Genomic DNA, 17,963 nt, shown 5'->3' on the forward strand with positions numbered 1-17,963 from the left:
TGCAGCTACTTTCATTCCCTGTTTTTGGAACGTACATAACAGATACGGGGCGGCTGCCGTTTGTGCATACTCCTGTCAAAGAGCAGCTGCAATTTTTCCGCCGCCTCTCCCTGAGCCCGCGATTCTGCGATCTCCTGCAAAATTTTATCCATCTCTTCATAACTGAAGCCAAGTTCATCCTCATCTGTCTGTCCCTGCCACAGCCCCGCGCTGGGGGTCTTCTCAATAATAACTTGAGGGATACCCAGTATTTTCGCAAGTTCCCTCACCTCGAATTTATAGAGATCACCGAGCGGTAATATATCACAACCGCCGTCACCGTATTTAGTAAAGTAACCGAGCATCAATTCGGTCTTATTGCCGGTACCGCAGACAAGATAATTATTGACGTTTGCATAGTAATATAATACGGTCATCCGCAGCCGCGCTTTAATATTGCCGCGGGCAAGCCGGTCGTCCCCGGGCAACAATTTTATCAGATTATTGTAAACAGAAGTCAAATCTATGTACTGGGTCTTCAAGTTCAAGTGTGCCGCAACCTCTGAAGCATCCTCCATATCCCGGACAAGGGATTCGATGGGCAGAAGCAGACCAAGACAATTGTCCGTCGCTTTTTTGAGCAATGCCGCGCATACCGATGAATCCAATCCACCGCTCAGACCGAGAACAAATCCTTTTGTATGTGATTTTTCCAGCTGTTCTTTCAACCAGTTGACGATTTTATTGACGGTCTTCTCATACATTGATAGGATTATACCGATATTTCTTAAAAAATCAAGAAAAAAGAACAAAGAACGCAGAACATTGACAATCATATTCTTATCAATATAATCATAGCAGTGGAAAAGAAAAAAGAATATTGGCAGATAAATACCCAGAAAATGGCTCAGCAGATTAAAGAAGTTGCTAAGGTTTGTCAGAAAGAAGAAGATTTGAAGATGAGGCTTGAGCCAATTTTACAAAAAGCGTTCAAATTGATTGGAATAAATATTAAAAATGTTCATTATGAGAAAACAAGCGCCTCTTACAAAGGACGCACAGACGCGGTTTATGGATATTTAACCATAGAATATAAGAAACCTGGCACTTTATCCAGAAAGACAGGTGTTAGAAGGACTATAAGACAGATTCAAAATTATCTCGTTGGTCAAGCTACTGAATTTGGAACGCAGAAAGAAGATTTTTTAGAAAAGGCAATTGGTGTTGCATTAGACGGTAATTCTATTATGTTTGTTAAATTTTCAAAAGTCCCTTCATTGCTCCAGACCCCAGTGCCGATAGGAAAAACCCAGATGGATTTCTTCCCTCAAATAGAAATTAAACGGGGTTTTCAAATATTGGGTCCATATGCGATCACCCAGGCGAGCCTTGCCAATCTGCTTATCTATGCTCGTGCTTCAGCTCGAAGACCGTTGACCGCCAAGGATCTGGCTGGAGTTTATGGACCAGAGTGCTCTATCGCCCGACAGGCAGTGTCTGAACTCTATTCAGCTGTGATAAGGGCACAACGCCGACAGACACCATCCCGGATAAAAACTTTTTTTACAGAATGGGATAGAATATTTGGCGTTGTTTATGGTCAGGAGATTGAGAAGGCTGAAAAATCTGCCGCAGAAACTGCAAAGCTCTATCAACTTCCTGCAGGCAGTAGATTAAAACAACTGCTCTTTGCCATCCATACTTATTATGCCTTCTTGATGAAGATGATCGCTTATGTTCTTGTAGCAATGCAAAGGGAAAGTGCTGTAGAATCTTTTGTCGAGGGATTATCATATCTGGATGATAGACAACTTTTTGACAAACTTACCCGGCTGGAAAGTGGGCTCGATTTTGTTGAACAGGGTATTAACAATTTCCTGGAAGCAGATTTCTTTTCCTGGTATCTTGATGCCTGGAGTCCGGAGATTGCCAATGTTTTTCGTGGAATAGTGAGGGCTTTTTCAGAGTTTGAACCTGCTACACCGATTCTTGAGCCTGAATGGACAAAAGACTTACTGCAGAAATTATACGAAGTTATTGTGCCGAAAAAATTGCGTCATGATTTAGGTGAATACTATACTCCTGATTGGCTTGCGGGTTATTTAATAGATAAAAGTGGCTACGAGAGCAGCCCAGGTGTCCGTTTTTTAGACCCAGCCTGTGGTTCCGGCACTTTTTTGGTGCAGGCAATAAATAAAGCAATTAAAAACATAAAATCACAGAAGAAAGTCCATATTAAAGAGCTTGCCAATCATATTCTGAATAATATCGTAGGATTTGATTTAAATCCTCTTGCGGTGCTTGCCTCAAGAACAAATTACCTCATTGCGTTTTCAAGATTTATTCCGTATATAAGACCTATTACCATCCCCGTCTATCTCTGTGATTCAATTCTTGCTCCGAGTCGTTATGAAGAAGAAGGACAATTACCATATCATAGAGATACCTTAGTATTTAGAACAACAAAGGGTGAATATATATTCCCGATTTGTATGCGGAGTAGAAACCAGATTGATAAATTTACTGCTGAGGTTGATCTGGCATTACGGAGTAAATTATTGCCTGAGGCATTTGGAGAAAGATTAAAAGCTGTTTTTAGGCTTTCCGAGAAAGAAAATGGACTGCTCATTAATGTTTATGAGCAGATAAAAAAATTGGAGGATGCTGGTGAAAATGGTATCTGGGCTCGGTATATAAAGAATGCCTTTGCACCAGTTTATGTTGGAAAATTCGATTATGTAATTGGCAATCCCCCCTGGGTTAGATGGGATTTTCTTTCTGATGATTATCGGGCAAGAACCCTGAAACTATGGCAAAAATATGGTTTGTTTTCTTTGAAAGGTTATGAGACACGTCTGGGCGGCGGAAAAAAGGATTTTTCAATGTTATTTACCTATGTCTGTACTGATAACTATCTTAAGGATAATGGTATTCTGGGTTTTGTTATTACAATAGAAGTCTTTAAATCCAAAGGTGCCGGTGAAGGATTCAGAAGATTTGTTTTGAAGAATAAAAGAGAACCTTTAAAGGTTCTCTTGATGGAAGATATGGTCGATTTAAAACCTTTCCAGGCGGCTAATAAGACTTCAATATTTCTTTTGAGAAAAAATAGAAAAACAAAATATCCGATTCCCGTTGTAGAATGGAAGAGGAAAAAAGGAATCGGACGTGTAAGGCCTGACTGGACACTGGAACAGGTTCTCAGAAATACCACACAAAGGAAACTTAAGGCGATACCGGTAAATCTTAAAAAAGAGACATCAGCCTGGCAAACTGCTACCCTTTCAGACCTGCAGATTTTTTCAAAACTGAAGGGGAGAAATCCATACAAGGCGCATCTTGGAGTAAATGCTGATCCCTACGGAATTTTCTGGATGACCGTTGAGCAGGTTAGACCCGATGGAAAACTTGTTGTTCAGAATCTATACGGCAGAGGAAAGAGTAAGATAAAGTCAGTAAAAACCTCGATAGAATCAGAACTAATTTATCCCGCAGTAACTGGTGAAGATATAACAAAGTTTGGAATAAAGTCTCATTTTTACATTTTGATTTCACAGGATCCTATAAAAAGAAGAGGCTATGATGAGAATTATTTAAGCTCAAAATATCCACTGACTTATGCATATCTTGTGCAATTCAAAAATTTCTTGTTAAAACGGGCATTATTTAAAAAATATTTTTGCAAGGATGTAAAAGTTGATGATAAAAGGATCGAGAAAATTCCATTTGCGCCATTCTATTCACAGTTTAATATAAGCGAAGATACCTTTGCAAGATACCGGGTTACATGGAAAGCTATGGCATCAAAAATTGAGACTGTTGTATTATCGAACAAAAAAACAGATTTTGGTATTAAATCAATGATTTCAACTAAAGTTACTTCTTTTATTCCAACCAGCAATAAATCTGAAGCGCATTATCTCTGTGCAATCTTGAATTCAGAGATAGTAAATAATTTTATAAAGAGTTTTTCTGCTGCGGGTCGGGGTTTTGGCACACCGTCGGTGATGGAAAATCTGGCGATACCAAAATATAACGAAACCAATAGAATTCATAGAAAGCTTGCTGAACTTTCTGAAAAGGCGCACAATGTTGTTAAAGCAGGAAAGGATATTCATAGTATAGAAGAAGAGATAAACCAGTATGTGAAGAAATTATGGAATATAAAGTAATCACACCACAGGATAAGGCATATCCGCAAAAATTGATTGGCCGACTCGGTGATAGTGCGCCAGAAAATATTTATTATAATGGCCCTTTAGATTTACTCAATCGCTGGACAATGGCATTTCTCTGTGCTGATTCAGCCGGAGGTACTGTTCTCAATGAGATGAATCAACTCTTCTTTACAATACGCGAATACGAAATAAACTATATCGGTTCCTGGCATTCAATAATGGAAACTGAGATATTCAGGCTTGCACTATATTTCAAACATAACAGTCTGACACTTTTTAGTGCTAAAGGGTTGAAAAAGGAAACTTTTGATTCATATTTACTCGATAGATTTTACCCACCACTTCATGAATTTCCCGAACGGGATGAATATTTCCGACGCGCAGAAAATGGTGAATTGCTCATCCTTTCTGTTGCTCCACCCGATGAAAACCGCCAGCGAAGAAAAAATATTATGCAACGAAACTGGATTTCCTGTTTATTAAGCGACCTTGTATTTATCCCCTACGCGCCTAAGGGTTCCAAAACATATACTACTGCTAAAAGGTTAGTAAAGGCTGATATACCGGTTTTCACGCTTGAGCATTCAGTTGCTAAAGAATTACATCAACTTGGTATCCCCGGGTTTAATCGTAAAACTGTTCGTTCTTTAATTGAACAAGCCGGTGCAAAAAAATACGGGGGAGAGAAGATTCAAGAAGTAGATGCTTCTTTAGAAGTTACACCATATAAACCGCCAGAAAAGAGAATAATTCAGGATGAGATAAAATTTGTAAAGGAGAATGAAGAAGAATAAGGAGCTTGCCCGGATATTCGACCGCATCGCTGATGCCTTAGAGTTTAAGGGCGCGAATGTCTTCAAGGTGGTCGCCTACCGCAAGGCGGCACGGGTGCTTGAAGACCTGGTCGAGGATATTGAAGAGATACACAGGGCAGGAAAACTTCAGGAACTTTCCGGAATCGGCGCAGGAATCGCCAAGAAGATCGATGAGTATCTCAGAACCGGGAAGATGAAAAAATATGAAGAGGTGATCAGCGACATCCCCCCGACTTTACTGGATATGCTCGGGATCCAGCATCTCGGTCCGAAAACACTCGCCCTCGTGAATAAAACACTGGGAGTGAAAAATCTGACCGATCTTAAAAGAGTAATCAAAGACGGCAGCCTTGCAAAATTACCCCAGATGGGTGAAAAGAAGGTCGAAAACATCAAAAAGGGAATCGAACTTTTTGAAAAAAGTCATGAAAGACTTTCCATCGCCGTCGCCGAAGAGGTGAGTGCCGGGGTTATCGACTACTTAAAGAAAAATACAAAGATCAAAAAGATTTCTTCAGCCGGTTCATTAAGACGCTGGAAAGAGACGATCGGCGACATCGATATCCTGGCAGCAGGAAAGACACGCACCGATATAGTAAAGGTCTTCACCCGATACCCCGGGACCGAAAGAGTCCTCGCCGCGGGTAAGACCAAAGGTTCGATCATTGTCAAAGGTGGAATTCAGATCGACCTGCGGATCGTCGCGCCGTCTTCATACGGATCGGCGCTTCAATATTTCACCGGCTCCAAAGCACATAATATCAAATTACGCAGTATTGCAAAACAGAAAGGGATGAAACTGAGTGAATACGGGGTGTTTAAAGGAAAGAAAAAGGTCGCCGGCAAAACCGAACAGGAAGTCTATAAAATACTGGGATTAAAATATATTGCACCGGAATTAAGGGAAGACCGCGGAGAGATCGAGGCGGCGCAGCAAAACAGTCTGCCCGCATTAATAGAGAAGAAGGACGTCAAGGGCGACCTGCAGATGCACTCGACCTATTCGGATTCCAGCGCGACGATAAAAGAACTGGCGCAATACGCCGAAGCACTGGGTTACGAATACATATTGATAACCGATCATTCCCAATCCGCAAAATACGCCAATGGGCTGGATCAAAAAAGACTCTTTCGGCAGTGGAAAGAGATCGACCGGCTCAATAAAGAACTGAAAAGGCTGCGGATACTCAAAGGCGCTGAAGTCGATATTCTGAAGGACGGCGGCCTCGATTATCCCGACACCATCTTGAAAGAACTCGACCTGGTCGTCGCTTCAATCCACCAGGGATTCAAAAAGAATGTCACCGAAAGAATATGCGCGGCGATGGAAAATCCTTATGTCGATATAATCGGTCATCCGACCGGACGGTTGATCTTCCAGAGGGAAGGTTATGTAATCGACCTTCCCCGAATAATGGAAAAGGCATTGCAGACAGACACCTGGCTGGAATTGAATGCATATCCTGAACGGCTGGACCTCAATGATGTAAATCTGAAGCTCGCAAAAGAGATGGGCATAAAGATTTCAATCGGCACTGATGCGCACGGTGTTGAAGGACTTTTATGGATGAAGTTCGGCGTCGCCACGGCACGACGGGGATGGCTCGAACCCGATGATGTGGTCAACACCTATCCGCTCAAGAAATTGCTCAACCGACGTAAAAGGGTTAAACGTTGAAACGTTTTTTAAGTATCTCTTCAGCCGCCGCGGAAATGAACTGATCTTTATGGGCGGCGGCGTTTTCCAGTAATTGTCTTGCCTTTTCTGTTCTGATGTCTGCCAGGGCGTTCAGAGCCGCCTTTTTGGTGGGTAAAATAAGATCTTTCTTGAAGAGTGCCTTTTCATTGACGATACTGAAGAGAACATCAACCACTGAATCATCACCGAACTTACCCAGAACCGCTATGATCTCCCGTCTGAATTCTTCTTCCTTTTCATTGGGAATACCCTTACGCAGTTTCACCCATTGAACCGCTTCTTCGAGTTTTTCTTTTACATCTTCTTTATCCAGATGTTTCATTGCGGCGATGACAACTTTTTTCGATTTACTGTCTAACGCCTTTTTGATATGTTCCTTCACCCTCTCGTCACCGAGTTTACTGAGACTCTCAATCACTGCCAGTTGAACCTGCTCGTTCTCGTCGCCGATCAATTCAGCGAGGCGGTCAACCGCAGCCATGACCTTCATCTCTCCAAGAATATAAACCCCGTTCCTGCGTATGTACCATTCCGGAGCGGTCAGTAACTTCTCGATTTCAGGTATCGCCCTCTCTCCGATCCTCACGAGGACGTCGATAATCTTCATTCTCACGGAACGGTCCTCAGTATCTTTTAAGGTCTCAATCAATAGAGGTACTGAGAACTCTGCCATCGACATCAAGGCCTCTCTCGCTTCGGCGAATGTCCCGGGATCCCACAGAAGAGAAACCAATTCAGGAATGTAATTCTGGTCCCTGATATCACTGATGCTCTTGATGATGATCTTCTTTCTGTCCAGCAATGCCGCGTCTTTACGTAACAGATGCTTACCGAACTTCTTTGAAACAAATTGAATGAGGTCGTCCTTTTTAAACTCCTCGGCTTTCTTATAAAGTGTCTTCAAGGCGTTGATCACCCGATCAAATGTCTTAATCTCGGTCTCGGCGTCGGCCATGGTATCCAGACGGTCGACCAGGAGCCTGACCAGGTCGTACTTTTCGGCTTCGAAAAGTTTATTCGCGTATTCCATAAGCTCATCGACCGCCTTAATCCTCTCCTCATGGGAAGGGTCACGAAGACGGGGGAATATGGTCCTCATCTCGCTCTCTAAGTTCTGAGCCATAAATTTCTGCGCCGCCTTTTCTCCTTTGATGGTCTTCATTTCAGTCATCAGCCGAGCGACGATCTTTTCAAAATCAAGTTCAGGTACATTGACGCGCAGCGTCGACAAAATACCCGGCAGGCGTGAACCTGTGACATTCTTGAGAACATCGATAATCTCCTGCTCTGTTTCAGGAGTTTTATCTTTCGCCTTAACTGAAATTATATCAATGATGTCTTCATCAGACATGCTTGGGATCAAACTTTTGAAGAGAACAGAAAGTTTTTTGTTTTCGGTGCGGTACTTTACGACATTCTTTTTTATGGTCGGCGACAAGGCACTGAGCATACGCGAAAAAACGACGGAATATTCATTCCACCGGTCTTCACCGTATTGGTCGGCGATCATGAGGGCGAGTTTTTCCAGACCCGAAATAATCTTCCCTGTCTGCACCTCCACGGGTTCGTCACCGACAAGGCCGACGCCGGCGAGAAATCCTCCCAATTCTTTAATCCTTTCTTCATCGGTCATCGCCGCCTGGGTGACGGTCAAGGAATCCAAAAACTGTTCCCAGTTCATGGCCTGAGCCTGTTCGTCCGTGGAAATGACGCCCACCCGGAACTTGTTGACCTTGATGCCGGTAATACCTTTTGCGCGCACGAGCGCGACGATATCACCGTAATCCGCGATGTCGGCCGGAGTCGCCGCCATGGCGGTGAAGAACTCTCTTATATCTTCTTCAGAAAGTTCAACGTTGAATGTGATACTCTTCACACCGAGTTGATTGAATCTGTGGACAAGACTCTTGACGATCGGCAGCGTTCTGGAATCAAAACGCTCATTCTCTATCATAATAACATCTTCTATAATCACCAACGAAATAGAGTCCTGTTCGATCGGTATCTCCTTGAGCAAAATTCTGAGCCTTTGAACAACCGGCTGCAATGATGGATGTCCTTTTGGATAGGTGCGTGAGATATTTATACCAAGCCCGATTTGTTTGATTAAATCATTAAGAAATTTTGTAGAATAGTCGGGCATAGTTATTCCTCTTTTATTTTATACTCAAATCCTTTGACTGTCAAGGCGTCTTTAACGAATTCTCCTATTTCAGTATAAACAAAGAAGGCCTTTGTCGCTTTGTATAAATCCTCGCATACCAGGAGGGTATTATCCTCGGCGTTCTTCTGAAGAATCTGGCTTTTTTTAAAGCCCTGCGTGATTATCAGCGCATTTTTGAGGGTGTTTGTCAAACTGAATATCAGGGCGTTGTCTATCGAGATCCCAATCTTCAACCCGATGGGAGTCTCAAGCAATTTTTCTTTATTGAACTTCATCAACGCCTTAAGCATATCCTCGGCAGCGATGATCGCCATATGTGGAGCAAAATCCGTCCCGCGTGGAAAACCGAAGACACCGACGATCTCATCACCTATGATCTGATAAATGACTCCCTTGTATGATTCTATTATTTTTGAAAACACCCCGAATATCTCATTTAAAAACGCCATGACATCTTCGGCGATCATCTGTTCGCTCATTTTGGTGAAACCGGAAAGATCCGCCCTCAAGAACGTCAATCGGAGATTTTCAAACGGCAATTCTTTCTGTCCTTCAATAAACACACCGCAAAATGGACAGAAATGGAGCGGCTCGGTGATTTCAGCGTTACAATTCTTGCATCTCATATTTTAGATCTCAAGTAAACTCTTGTATTCAGGACTTTCACTGAAGATTTTCCGATGTTCATCATTCAACTTGAATTTGATATCATCATAGACAAAGAGGGCTTTACGTCCGTAATAGCGTGCTTTTTCAAGATCATCCTCTTCAAGAAAAACCCTGGTTAATCTGTATAATGCGGACGCAATTAAAGGCGGCGCCTTTATCGTCTCGGCGATCTCCAACGCCTTCCTCGCATTATCAACCCGTTCTTCTTCATCGAGCAAGGAAAGTATTATATAACAGTAGAACTCAATCTCTTTCTGGGCGAACTTCTGGGCGTTGACCAGGGCGTTTCTGATAAAATCATGGGTTTTCTGATAATCCTCTAACCTATAGTACACCACGGCTTTTTTCAAATTGATCTCTGCAAGCAGATTTTCTCTTATAAGAAACGTCAGCTTCTTATCGGCATATTCCAGATATTTCTCCGCCTCTTCCCTTTGTCGGTTAAGCGCCTTAACTGCGGCAAGATCAAGGGCGGACTTCAAAGCCACTTCAGTATTCCCGATATCCTCGGCGGTCTCAAAACTTTCAAGCAACAGTTTCTCAACCACAGATAGATTCCATAATTGAGTATTGATCGCGGCAACGAGATATTTAAAACGAACCTGCCAGCGCAGATCTTGTTTCGGGATAAGTTCCTCCAAGCCGTAATTCAGGTAATCGAGTGCCTGTTCATAATTACCCAGAATCCTGTGAAGTTGTGACAGATTATAGAGACAGGAAATTTCGGCTTTTTTGATTTCGTTATCCCGCGCCGTGTTCCAGCTGAGATTATAGTTTATGATACTCTTTTCATATTCATATCTGTTTTGATAAAGTAACGCAAGGTCTGAATAGAGAACAGCCAATATATCAACCATCTTATCATCGCATCGATCAACCGCAGAAAGCAGTAACTCCTCTGCTTTATCGAACCTGGCGTCCAGCAATAATGCATAGGCATACCGTTCCATAAAATTGATTTCCCGTACCACATCCCTGGACTTCCGGGAAAGTTCCAGTCCCTGTTGTGCGGTTTTGCTCATCTTCTGGACATCCCCGGTGATTTCGTAGATATCTGTAAAATTCAACAGGAGGTCATTCATCAAATCTGAACCGATCCTGCCGTCTGTATCTTTATTTATTTTGAGAACGACATTATAAAAATTCAACGCCTGCTCTATTGCATAAAGATTCTTTGCTTTATCTCCGGCAAGTTTGTGATACTCTGCGGCCTTCTTATAGTTTTCACAGACCAAATAATGATGTCCGATATTTTCATAGAAATCCGACAACTGATCTGCATACAGCTTTTCGAACAGGGTCGCGACCAGCTGATGAATCTCCTTTCTCTTTCTCAAAGGAAGAACCGTGTAAGCGGCATCCTTCAGCAGATTGTGGCGGAAAACATATACCGGATCCCTGTCGTTCTTTGATAAAACAATGTATCCCTCTTCAACGAGATAATGGAGTTGATTAACCAGATCCACATTGTCAAACAACCCCTTGAGGATGCGCAGACTGAAACTGTAACCTATGACCGAGGCGTAATCAATCAACAACCTGTAATCCGAAGGCAGAGAATCGATCGTCGACATAACCACGCCGTACAGGTCATCCAGGAATGAAAGGCGCTGTTCTTTTTCAAGTACCCATTGACCAGCGACCTTCTTTATCAATTTGGTTCTTCGGGTGTTTCTGATCGCCTCAATGGTGAAAAGAGGATTGCCCCCGGCTGATCTGTAAATGAAGTCAACGACCTTCTCATCCACATCACCGAGAATATAACGCACCAGATTCCGCACCTCGGACAGAGAAAGCGGGGTGAGATTGATTTCATCTATCGGGCATTCGATGTTCGTCAAAAACTCACGGGAGACATTAACCATAAGAAACATTACCGGACAATCTTTGAGTTCTGAAGTCAAATAAGCCACAAGATATTTTGACATCTCGTCGGCCCTGTTGAACTCTTCAAAGATCAAAACCAGCGCTTTGCCGCGACATTCATTCTTCAGAAGATTTCTGACCGCAGTGTATATCTCTTCATTCACTGATTCTATCTCATCCTGTTTAAGCCTTCTCAGATCCGTGGAGAAAAGATGATTCAGGCCCCTGACGTCGAATCGGGACAATTTACCTTCTGAAACGGCATTATCGAGTTTTTCCGCCACCGTCTCATTCCCGTCGAATTCATTGATGTTAAGATATTTCTTTAATAAAAATTTAAAGGGATAATACGGTGTCTGGATCTCGACCGAGCAATGGGTCTCCAGAAAAGCAAAAGAATCATCCTGTGCCAGATATTTTTCAAACTCTTCCTTGAGTCTGGTCTTTCCGATACCCATCTGACCGCTGATCACACAGAATCTTTCTTTGTTCTCTTTGATGCTGTTTGAAAGATCTATCAATTTTTTCAATTCTTTTTCACGACCGCAGATCGGAAATTTCTGGGAAAATATCGTCTGAGATTCCTTCTCGACCTTTTTAACAAGATAGACATTGATCTTGGTGGTCTTTCCTTTTACACTCCGTTCTCCGATGTGGTCGGCTTTTATATATTCAGCAGTCTTATCATAGGTGCTTCCACTGATGACGATTTCGTTCAAAGGACATATCTCAGTAAGTCGGGCGGCGGTATTGATCGTATCACCGATCACGGTCAGAAACGAAAACTTCTCCAATATATATCCGAAGAACGCCCGGCCGGTATTGATACCGATGGTGATATCTATCCCTTCGGGAAATTCGCCGCTCTTTCTCTTGTTCTGCCACCAATTCCGGATGCGCCAGGCGCAACGGATGACCCTGATCGGATCATCGGCGTGCGCTTTGGGTGCACCGAAGATCCCAAGGATACGGCTGTCCGGAATGATCTGATTGGCGGTACCTTTATACTCGTTGATTATATTTTCAACCTCGGTGAAATATTCCCTGATCTTGGTGATGACCTCTTTAGGAGATTTGGTGCTGATTAATTTTTCAAAACCGATGAAGTTGACGAAGAAGACCGAGAGCATTCTCAGTTCTCCCCCCCATAGTTTCAGACGATCAGACACCCTTGACTGCTCTGCCGATGCCAGAATCGGTGTACCGCAGTTCGGGCAGAAAACCGCCTTTTCATTTACAACCGAATAACTACATAAAGGGCACTCAATCATTCCTTAATACTCCTCAAAAATACGCCCGCTTTCTTTTAAAATGCATATTTTTTATTATAAAGATATTAAATGAATTGTCAAGATTTTATCAACCCTTAAGTCTACCCGCGTTCACTCTGCTTTCAAGGATATTGATTATTCACCCGTTCCCGTTATAATTGTGGGATGAGAGAAAATATAAAAGAGTATTCCCTTAAGGCGTTGAAAGAGAAGATGCTCACCTTGAATCTCGAGGCGTATCGAGGCGAACAGGTCTTCAAGTGGCTGTGGCAAAAGGACGCTGATGATTTCACCGTTATGACCAATCTTTCAAAGGAATTAAGAAAATTATTCGCCGGAATATTCTTCATTCCTGAATTAAAAATTCTCAAAGTGCTCTCTGCCGAGGACGGCTCGAAAAAATTCCTCTTTCAACTGGAAGATAATGAAAAGATCGAAGCGGTCTTCATCCCCGAGGCAAAAAGAAAAACCGTCTGTGTCTCAACCCAGGTCGGCTGTCCTCTGCAGTGTCGGTTCTGTGCCACGGCGTTAATGGGTTTTATCCGTAATCTGGAGGCTTACGAAATAGCGGAACAGATCAGACTCATCCAGAAACAGATTAAAGAAAAGATCACCAATATCGTCTTTATGGGTATGGGAGAACCGCTCTTGAATTTCGAAAATCTTATCGCTGCAATTGAAATAACCAGTTCACCCCTTGCCCTGGGTATCAGTCAGAGGCATACGACGATTTCAACAGCCGGCCTGACCGACGGCATCCGTCGACTGCTGAATTCACCTTATAAGGTGAAGCTTGCAATATCTCTGAACTTTCCGGATCAAAAACAGCGGAGTAAGATGATGCCGATAAACAAAAAATTTCCCCTGAGTGAAATCCTGCCCCTGGCTAAGGACTACAGTATCAAAAAAAATATGGTCACATTCGAATATGTACTTATCGATAAAATAAATGACCGCATAAAAGACGCCCAGAAGTTGCTTGATCTGCTCAAGGGAATACCTTCAAAGATAAATCTCATCCCCTATAATCCACATCCGCGGTTGCCGTATAAAAGACCGACTCCTGAAAAGATCGACAAATTCCACCAATACCTTCTGAGGTCCCACCATACCGTCACCATGAGGAAATCCCGGGGACAGAAGATACTGGCGGGTTGCGGTCAGCTTGCGCTTTCCTGAAAATTACCAGACGCCTGTCTTTAAATATTCATGGATCGAGCGTGCTGCAACCCTGCCGTCACCCATCGCCAGAATAACGGTCGCTCCGCCGCGCACCACATCGCCGCCTGCCCAAACACCCTTCTTTGAAGTCTTGCCGGTCTCAGGGTCGACCTCGATATTCCCCCATTTCCCGACCTTTAAATCAGGTGTCGTCTGTGCGATCAACGGATTCGGACTCTGACCGATCGCCACGACCACGGTGTCGACCGGTATTTTAAAATTAGAACCTTCGATCGGCAACGGCCTCCTTCTACCTGATGCATCGGGCTCGCCCAATTTCATCCTGATACACTCGGCTTCCTTGACCCAACCGTTCTCATCTGCGTGGTACGCCACCGGCAGGGTGAGGATTTCAAAAATTATACCTTCTTCTTTTGCGTGTTCAATCTCTTCGATTCTCGCGGGCATCTCTTTTTCAGACCGTCGATAGATTATTCTCACCTCTTCGGCGCCGAGCCTCAACGCGGTCCGTGCCGAATCCATCGCTACATTGCCGCCGCCGATGACGGCTACTTTTTTACCGCGGACAATGGGTGTATCATACTGCGGAAAGAGATATGCCTTCATAAGATTGGAACGTGTCAAATACTCATTCGCCGAATAGACACCGTTGTAATTCTCTCCGGGGATATTCATGAACCAGGGAAGGCCAGCACCTGTTCCCAGATATATCGCGTCAAACTCTTCAAGAAGCTCATCCAGGGTCTTGGTCCTGCCGACGACAAAACTTGTTTCAAGCCTAACACCTAATTTCAACAGATAATCGACTTCGCGCTGCACAATGGTCTTGGGCAATCTGAATTCCGGAATGCCGTATACCAGCACGCCGCCTGGTTTATGTAACGCCTCAAAGATGACGACCTCATGTCCCAATTTAATCAGGTCGCCGGCGACCGTAAGTCCACCGGGACCTGAACCTACCACTGCCACCCGTTTACCAGTAGACGGCGCCTTTGGAGGTATTTCCGCGGCACCCTGCTCGGCTTCCCAGTCTGCGATAAACCGTTCCAGTCTACCGATGCCCACCGGCTCGTATTTTTTAGCCAGGACACATACCTTCTCACACTGATCCTCCTGGGGACAAACCCTGCCGCAGACAGCCGGAAGTACATTCTTATCCTTCATTATTTTTATCGCGGCTCGAAAATCGCCTTCGGCGATTTTCTTAATAAAACCGGGAATGTCGATCTCCACAGGACAGCCCGCTATACAGGTCGCCCTTTTACACTGCAGACAGCGTTTGGCTTCCTGGATCGCCTCTTCTTCTGAATAGCCGTACGGAACTTCATTAAAATTCTTTATGCGTTCTTCAGGAGGCTGCTCTTTCATCGGTATTTTCTGCGGAATGATCTTCTTAGCCATGGCAACCTCCTTTGCACGATCTTTCAAAAAGTTCCATTGATTCTTTCTCCTGTTTAAGATAGGTGTTGAGTCGTTTCAATAAAAGATCATAATTAACAAGATGACCGTCGAATTCCGGGCCGTCGACACAGGCGAACTTGGTCTCGCCGCCGACCTCAACCCGACAGACACCGCACATACCCGTTCCATCGAGCATTATCGGATTTAAACTCACAAGCGTCTTTATTTTATAAGGCCTTGTTGTTTCAGAAACAGCCCGCATCATCACGACGGGGCCGACTGCAAACACCCTGTCGATCTTTTTGCCTTTATCAATAAGTTCTTTAAGTGCATCGGTCACAAAGCCCTTCCGCCCGTATGAACCGTCATCCGTCGTCACGTGCAATTCATCGGAAACCGCCTTCATCTCTTCTTCCATAATGAGCAGATCTCTGGAACGTGCGCCGATAATGGAAACCACATAGTTGCCGCTCTCACGCAATCCCCGTGCCACAGGATAGATCTCCGGAGTTCCGACACCACCGCCGATACAGACGACCGTACCGAACTTTTCTATCTCGGTCGGTTTTCCCAGGGGACCGACGACGTCCATAATTGTATCGCCTTCTTTCAAAAGATCCAATTCTTTCGTACTCTTCCCCACTATCTGGAAAACGATGTTGATTATTCCCCTCTGCGGATCATAATCCTGGAGGGTCAGCGGTATCCGCTCCGACTCCTCCTTTAATCTGATAACGACGAATTGTCCGGGCAGCGCCTTTCGGGCGATCAACTCATTCTTAATTTTGATTAATGTAATTCCTTGAGCCAAACTCTTTTTTTCAAGAATTTCATTCATGTATACTCCTTTCAGGCTGTAACTATACATAAAAAACAGTATTTTGTCAACGGGAGCAGACGCCTCGGTTATCACTGCCTTGACAATACTATTTTTTATATTATAATCTACCAGTGTTATTTATGCTTATCCTTCTTTTTTCAATAAACGGACCCGTCGGGGACTCAGCAGAGGTAAGCCAGGACACGACGACTGCGGATTTAATAAAAATCTTTGAAATTCCGGACATCATCCAGTTCGGGGATATCGAAAAAACAATATCCAGAACAGTACTTCCTGTTTATGAAACCGAGCCGTCGATTGAAGACATGGATCTGGGTGACCTGCTCTTCCGCACTCCCGCCGTGATTGCGAACCAGGGCAGGGGTCAATTTAAAAGCATCATCCGGCGGGGAACCCCCGCACAAACCCTGACCTTCTATTTGAACGGCCATCGCCTTACCGATCGGTTGAACAGCCGATTCAACCTCACCGACATACCGTTATACGCCCTTGAAGCTACTTCAACAGGTTTCAACCTCTTCGGTGATCCGATGATCGATCTCCGGACAAAAATAAACCGTTATGAAATTCCATTCTCTTACATTCGGGTCACAACCGGCGGTTTCGGTGCAACCGCCTATAACATTGACTTTACAAGGGCGATTAACAATGACTTAGGACTGTATCTCAATGGATTATATCACACCTCTGCGGAAAACCGAGAAAATTCAGATTTCACCCTCAATTCGTTTTATACTGATCTCTATTATAATCAAATAGTACCGAGCCGTTTTGACTTTATTTACTCTTCAAATGAATACGGTTTTCCCGGAGACGACCTCGATACACTCAACCGATCGTGTGTTGAAAAATTAACGGATGCATCTTTTGTCTTTGGAAGCGATAATCACCATATTGCATTTTACTACACAACCTACCACAGACATTTCACAAATACGACATCACAGATCATATATTCTGATGATACAAGAACTACAGGAATCGATTTGGAAAACTACAATAAGGTAGGATTCTTCAATATAATCTATCGACTCATCGGTGAGGCGTCTGGAGTGGAAAGCGATTTATGTAATACGCATAACTCTAAGACACTCCATCTCTGGACGGTCTTACATCTACCCTTCAATTCTTTCGACCTTTTCGCAGGAGACCGCAGTGAAACAGATAATTTCACCGACTTCCAGCACGCCCCTTTCCTCTACTCAATGGCTGAGCTTTATGACTCGACATACATCTTCGGCAGGCTCGGACGGAATTACCGAAAACCATCGATATATGAAAGCTCTGCGCAACCCGCTCCGCCGTACTCTTCGATTAGAGGAGACCCATCTCTAAATCCTGAATACTGTTGGGTTCAGGAAGTCGGAATTCAGGGAAGACATTTTACAGTGGCCGTTTATAAATATCTTTTTGAAAATTTAATCATTCTCCAACCCGATGGAGACGATATCTATCAACCGACCGCACTTGAATCATGGCGTTCCCTGGGGATTGAAAACTATTTCGATTCAAAATTGAAGATTCGAAAGTGCCCCACCCGAAATTCAGAAACAGAGATCACCGTCGGATTCACGGGTAACCTCCTTATTGACGGAGATTCACTTCCTTTCATTCCAAAAGCCAACTCGAATCTGTTCGCATCCATCGTTATGAAAAGTGAAAAATTTTTATTCCGGGTCGACGCTGAAGGACAATTTTTCAGCAAAAGATTCGGGTACAACGGGGAAGAATTGGAACCGTTCCATACCCTTTCCATTACGGCAACCGCTCGATTCGTCACGCTCTCGTTTACTCTACGGACGGATAATATCCTGAATCAACAATATAATTTTGTTCCTAATTATACAATGCCGCAGAGAAACTTCAATTTCACGATAAAATGGGAATTCTGGAATTGA

General features: G+C 43.7%; 11 protein-coding genes. 5 read left to right on the forward strand and 6 right to left on the reverse strand.

Annotated features, from left to right (window positions below; genetic code table 11):
- Positions 1-11: 11 nt before the first annotated feature.
- Positions 12-743 (reverse strand): NAD+ synthase, encoded by a 732-nt coding sequence (locus ENI34_08715; GenBank protein ID HEC79205.1) that lies wholly within the window; start codon positions 741-743, stop codon positions 12-14.
- Positions 744-839: 96 nt separating this feature from the next.
- Between ENI34_08715 and ENI34_08720 the strand changes: the two genes are divergently transcribed.
- Genes ENI34_08720 through polX form a run of 3 tightly spaced genes read left to right on the forward strand, consistent with a single transcriptional unit; the run spans position 840 to position 6,650 of the window.
- The gene (locus ENI34_08720) at positions 840-4,151 is read left to right on the forward strand and encodes a hypothetical protein (protein HEC79206.1); all 3,312 of its coding nucleotides are present in this window, start codon (positions 840-842) and stop codon (positions 4,149-4,151) included.
- Positions 4,136-4,951, forward strand: coding sequence for a hypothetical protein (locus ENI34_08725; GenBank protein ID HEC79207.1), 816 nt, complete (start codon positions 4,136-4,138; stop codon positions 4,949-4,951). Before ENI34_08720 ends, ENI34_08725 begins: the two co-directional genes overlap by 16 nt.
- A complete protein-coding gene (gene polX, locus ENI34_08730) occupies positions 4,938-6,650 on the forward strand; it encodes a DNA polymerase/3'-5' exonuclease PolX (GenBank protein HEC79208.1) in 1,713 nt (570 codons plus the stop codon). The genes ENI34_08725 and polX overlap by 14 nt, the downstream gene beginning before the upstream one ends.
- On the opposite strand, the gene ENI34_08735 is transcribed toward polX, so the two are convergent.
- The 3 genes from ENI34_08735 to ENI34_08745 are packed head-to-tail and all read right to left on the reverse strand — an operon-like array spanning position 6,640 to position 12,641.
- Entirely contained in the window at positions 6,640-8,814 is a 2,175-nt protein-coding gene (locus tag ENI34_08735; GenBank protein ID HEC79209.1) for a HEAT repeat domain-containing protein, read from the reverse strand. The genes polX and ENI34_08735 overlap by 11 nt on opposite strands.
- Before the next feature lie 2 nt (positions 8,815-8,816).
- A complete protein-coding gene (locus tag ENI34_08740) occupies positions 8,817-9,461 on the reverse strand; it encodes an adenylate/guanylate cyclase domain-containing protein (GenBank protein ID HEC79210.1) in 645 nt (214 codons plus the stop codon).
- 3 nt (positions 9,462-9,464) lie between these two features.
- Positions 9,465-12,641: a hypothetical protein gene (locus ENI34_08745; protein HEC79211.1), complete on the reverse strand. Its 3,177-nt coding sequence runs from the start codon at positions 12,639-12,641 to the stop codon at positions 9,465-9,467.
- A gap of 165 nt (positions 12,642-12,806) precedes the next feature.
- On the opposite strand from ENI34_08745, the gene rlmN reads away from it, so the two are divergent.
- Positions 12,807-13,820 carry a 23S rRNA (adenine(2503)-C(2))-methyltransferase RlmN gene (gene rlmN, locus ENI34_08750; protein HEC79212.1) on the forward strand — a complete coding sequence of 338 codons (1,014 nt, stop codon included), beginning with the start codon at positions 12,807-12,809 and terminating at the stop codon, positions 13,818-13,820.
- A gap of 3 nt (positions 13,821-13,823) precedes the next feature.
- On the opposite strand, the gene gltA is transcribed toward rlmN, so the two are convergent.
- Positions 13,824-15,224, reverse strand: a complete 1,401-nt coding sequence (gene gltA, locus ENI34_08755; GenBank protein ID HEC79213.1) for an NADPH-dependent glutamate synthase — start codon at positions 15,222-15,224, stop codon at positions 13,824-13,826.
- Complete coding sequence (locus tag ENI34_08760; protein HEC79214.1) at positions 15,217-16,062, reverse strand: sulfide/dihydroorotate dehydrogenase-like FAD/NAD-binding protein; 846 nt, start codon at positions 16,060-16,062, stop codon at positions 15,217-15,219. Before ENI34_08760 ends, gltA begins: the two co-directional genes overlap by 8 nt.
- Before the next feature lie 113 nt (positions 16,063-16,175).
- On the opposite strand from ENI34_08760, the gene ENI34_08765 reads away from it, so the two are divergent.
- A complete protein-coding gene (locus ENI34_08765) occupies positions 16,176-17,963 on the forward strand; it encodes a hypothetical protein (protein HEC79215.1) in 1,788 nt (595 codons plus the stop codon).

It is taken from the genome of candidate division WOR-3 bacterium, from assembly GCA_011052815.1.
Taxonomy (GTDB): Bacteria; Hydrothermota; Tepidihabitantia; order SM23-42; family SM23-42; genus DRIG01.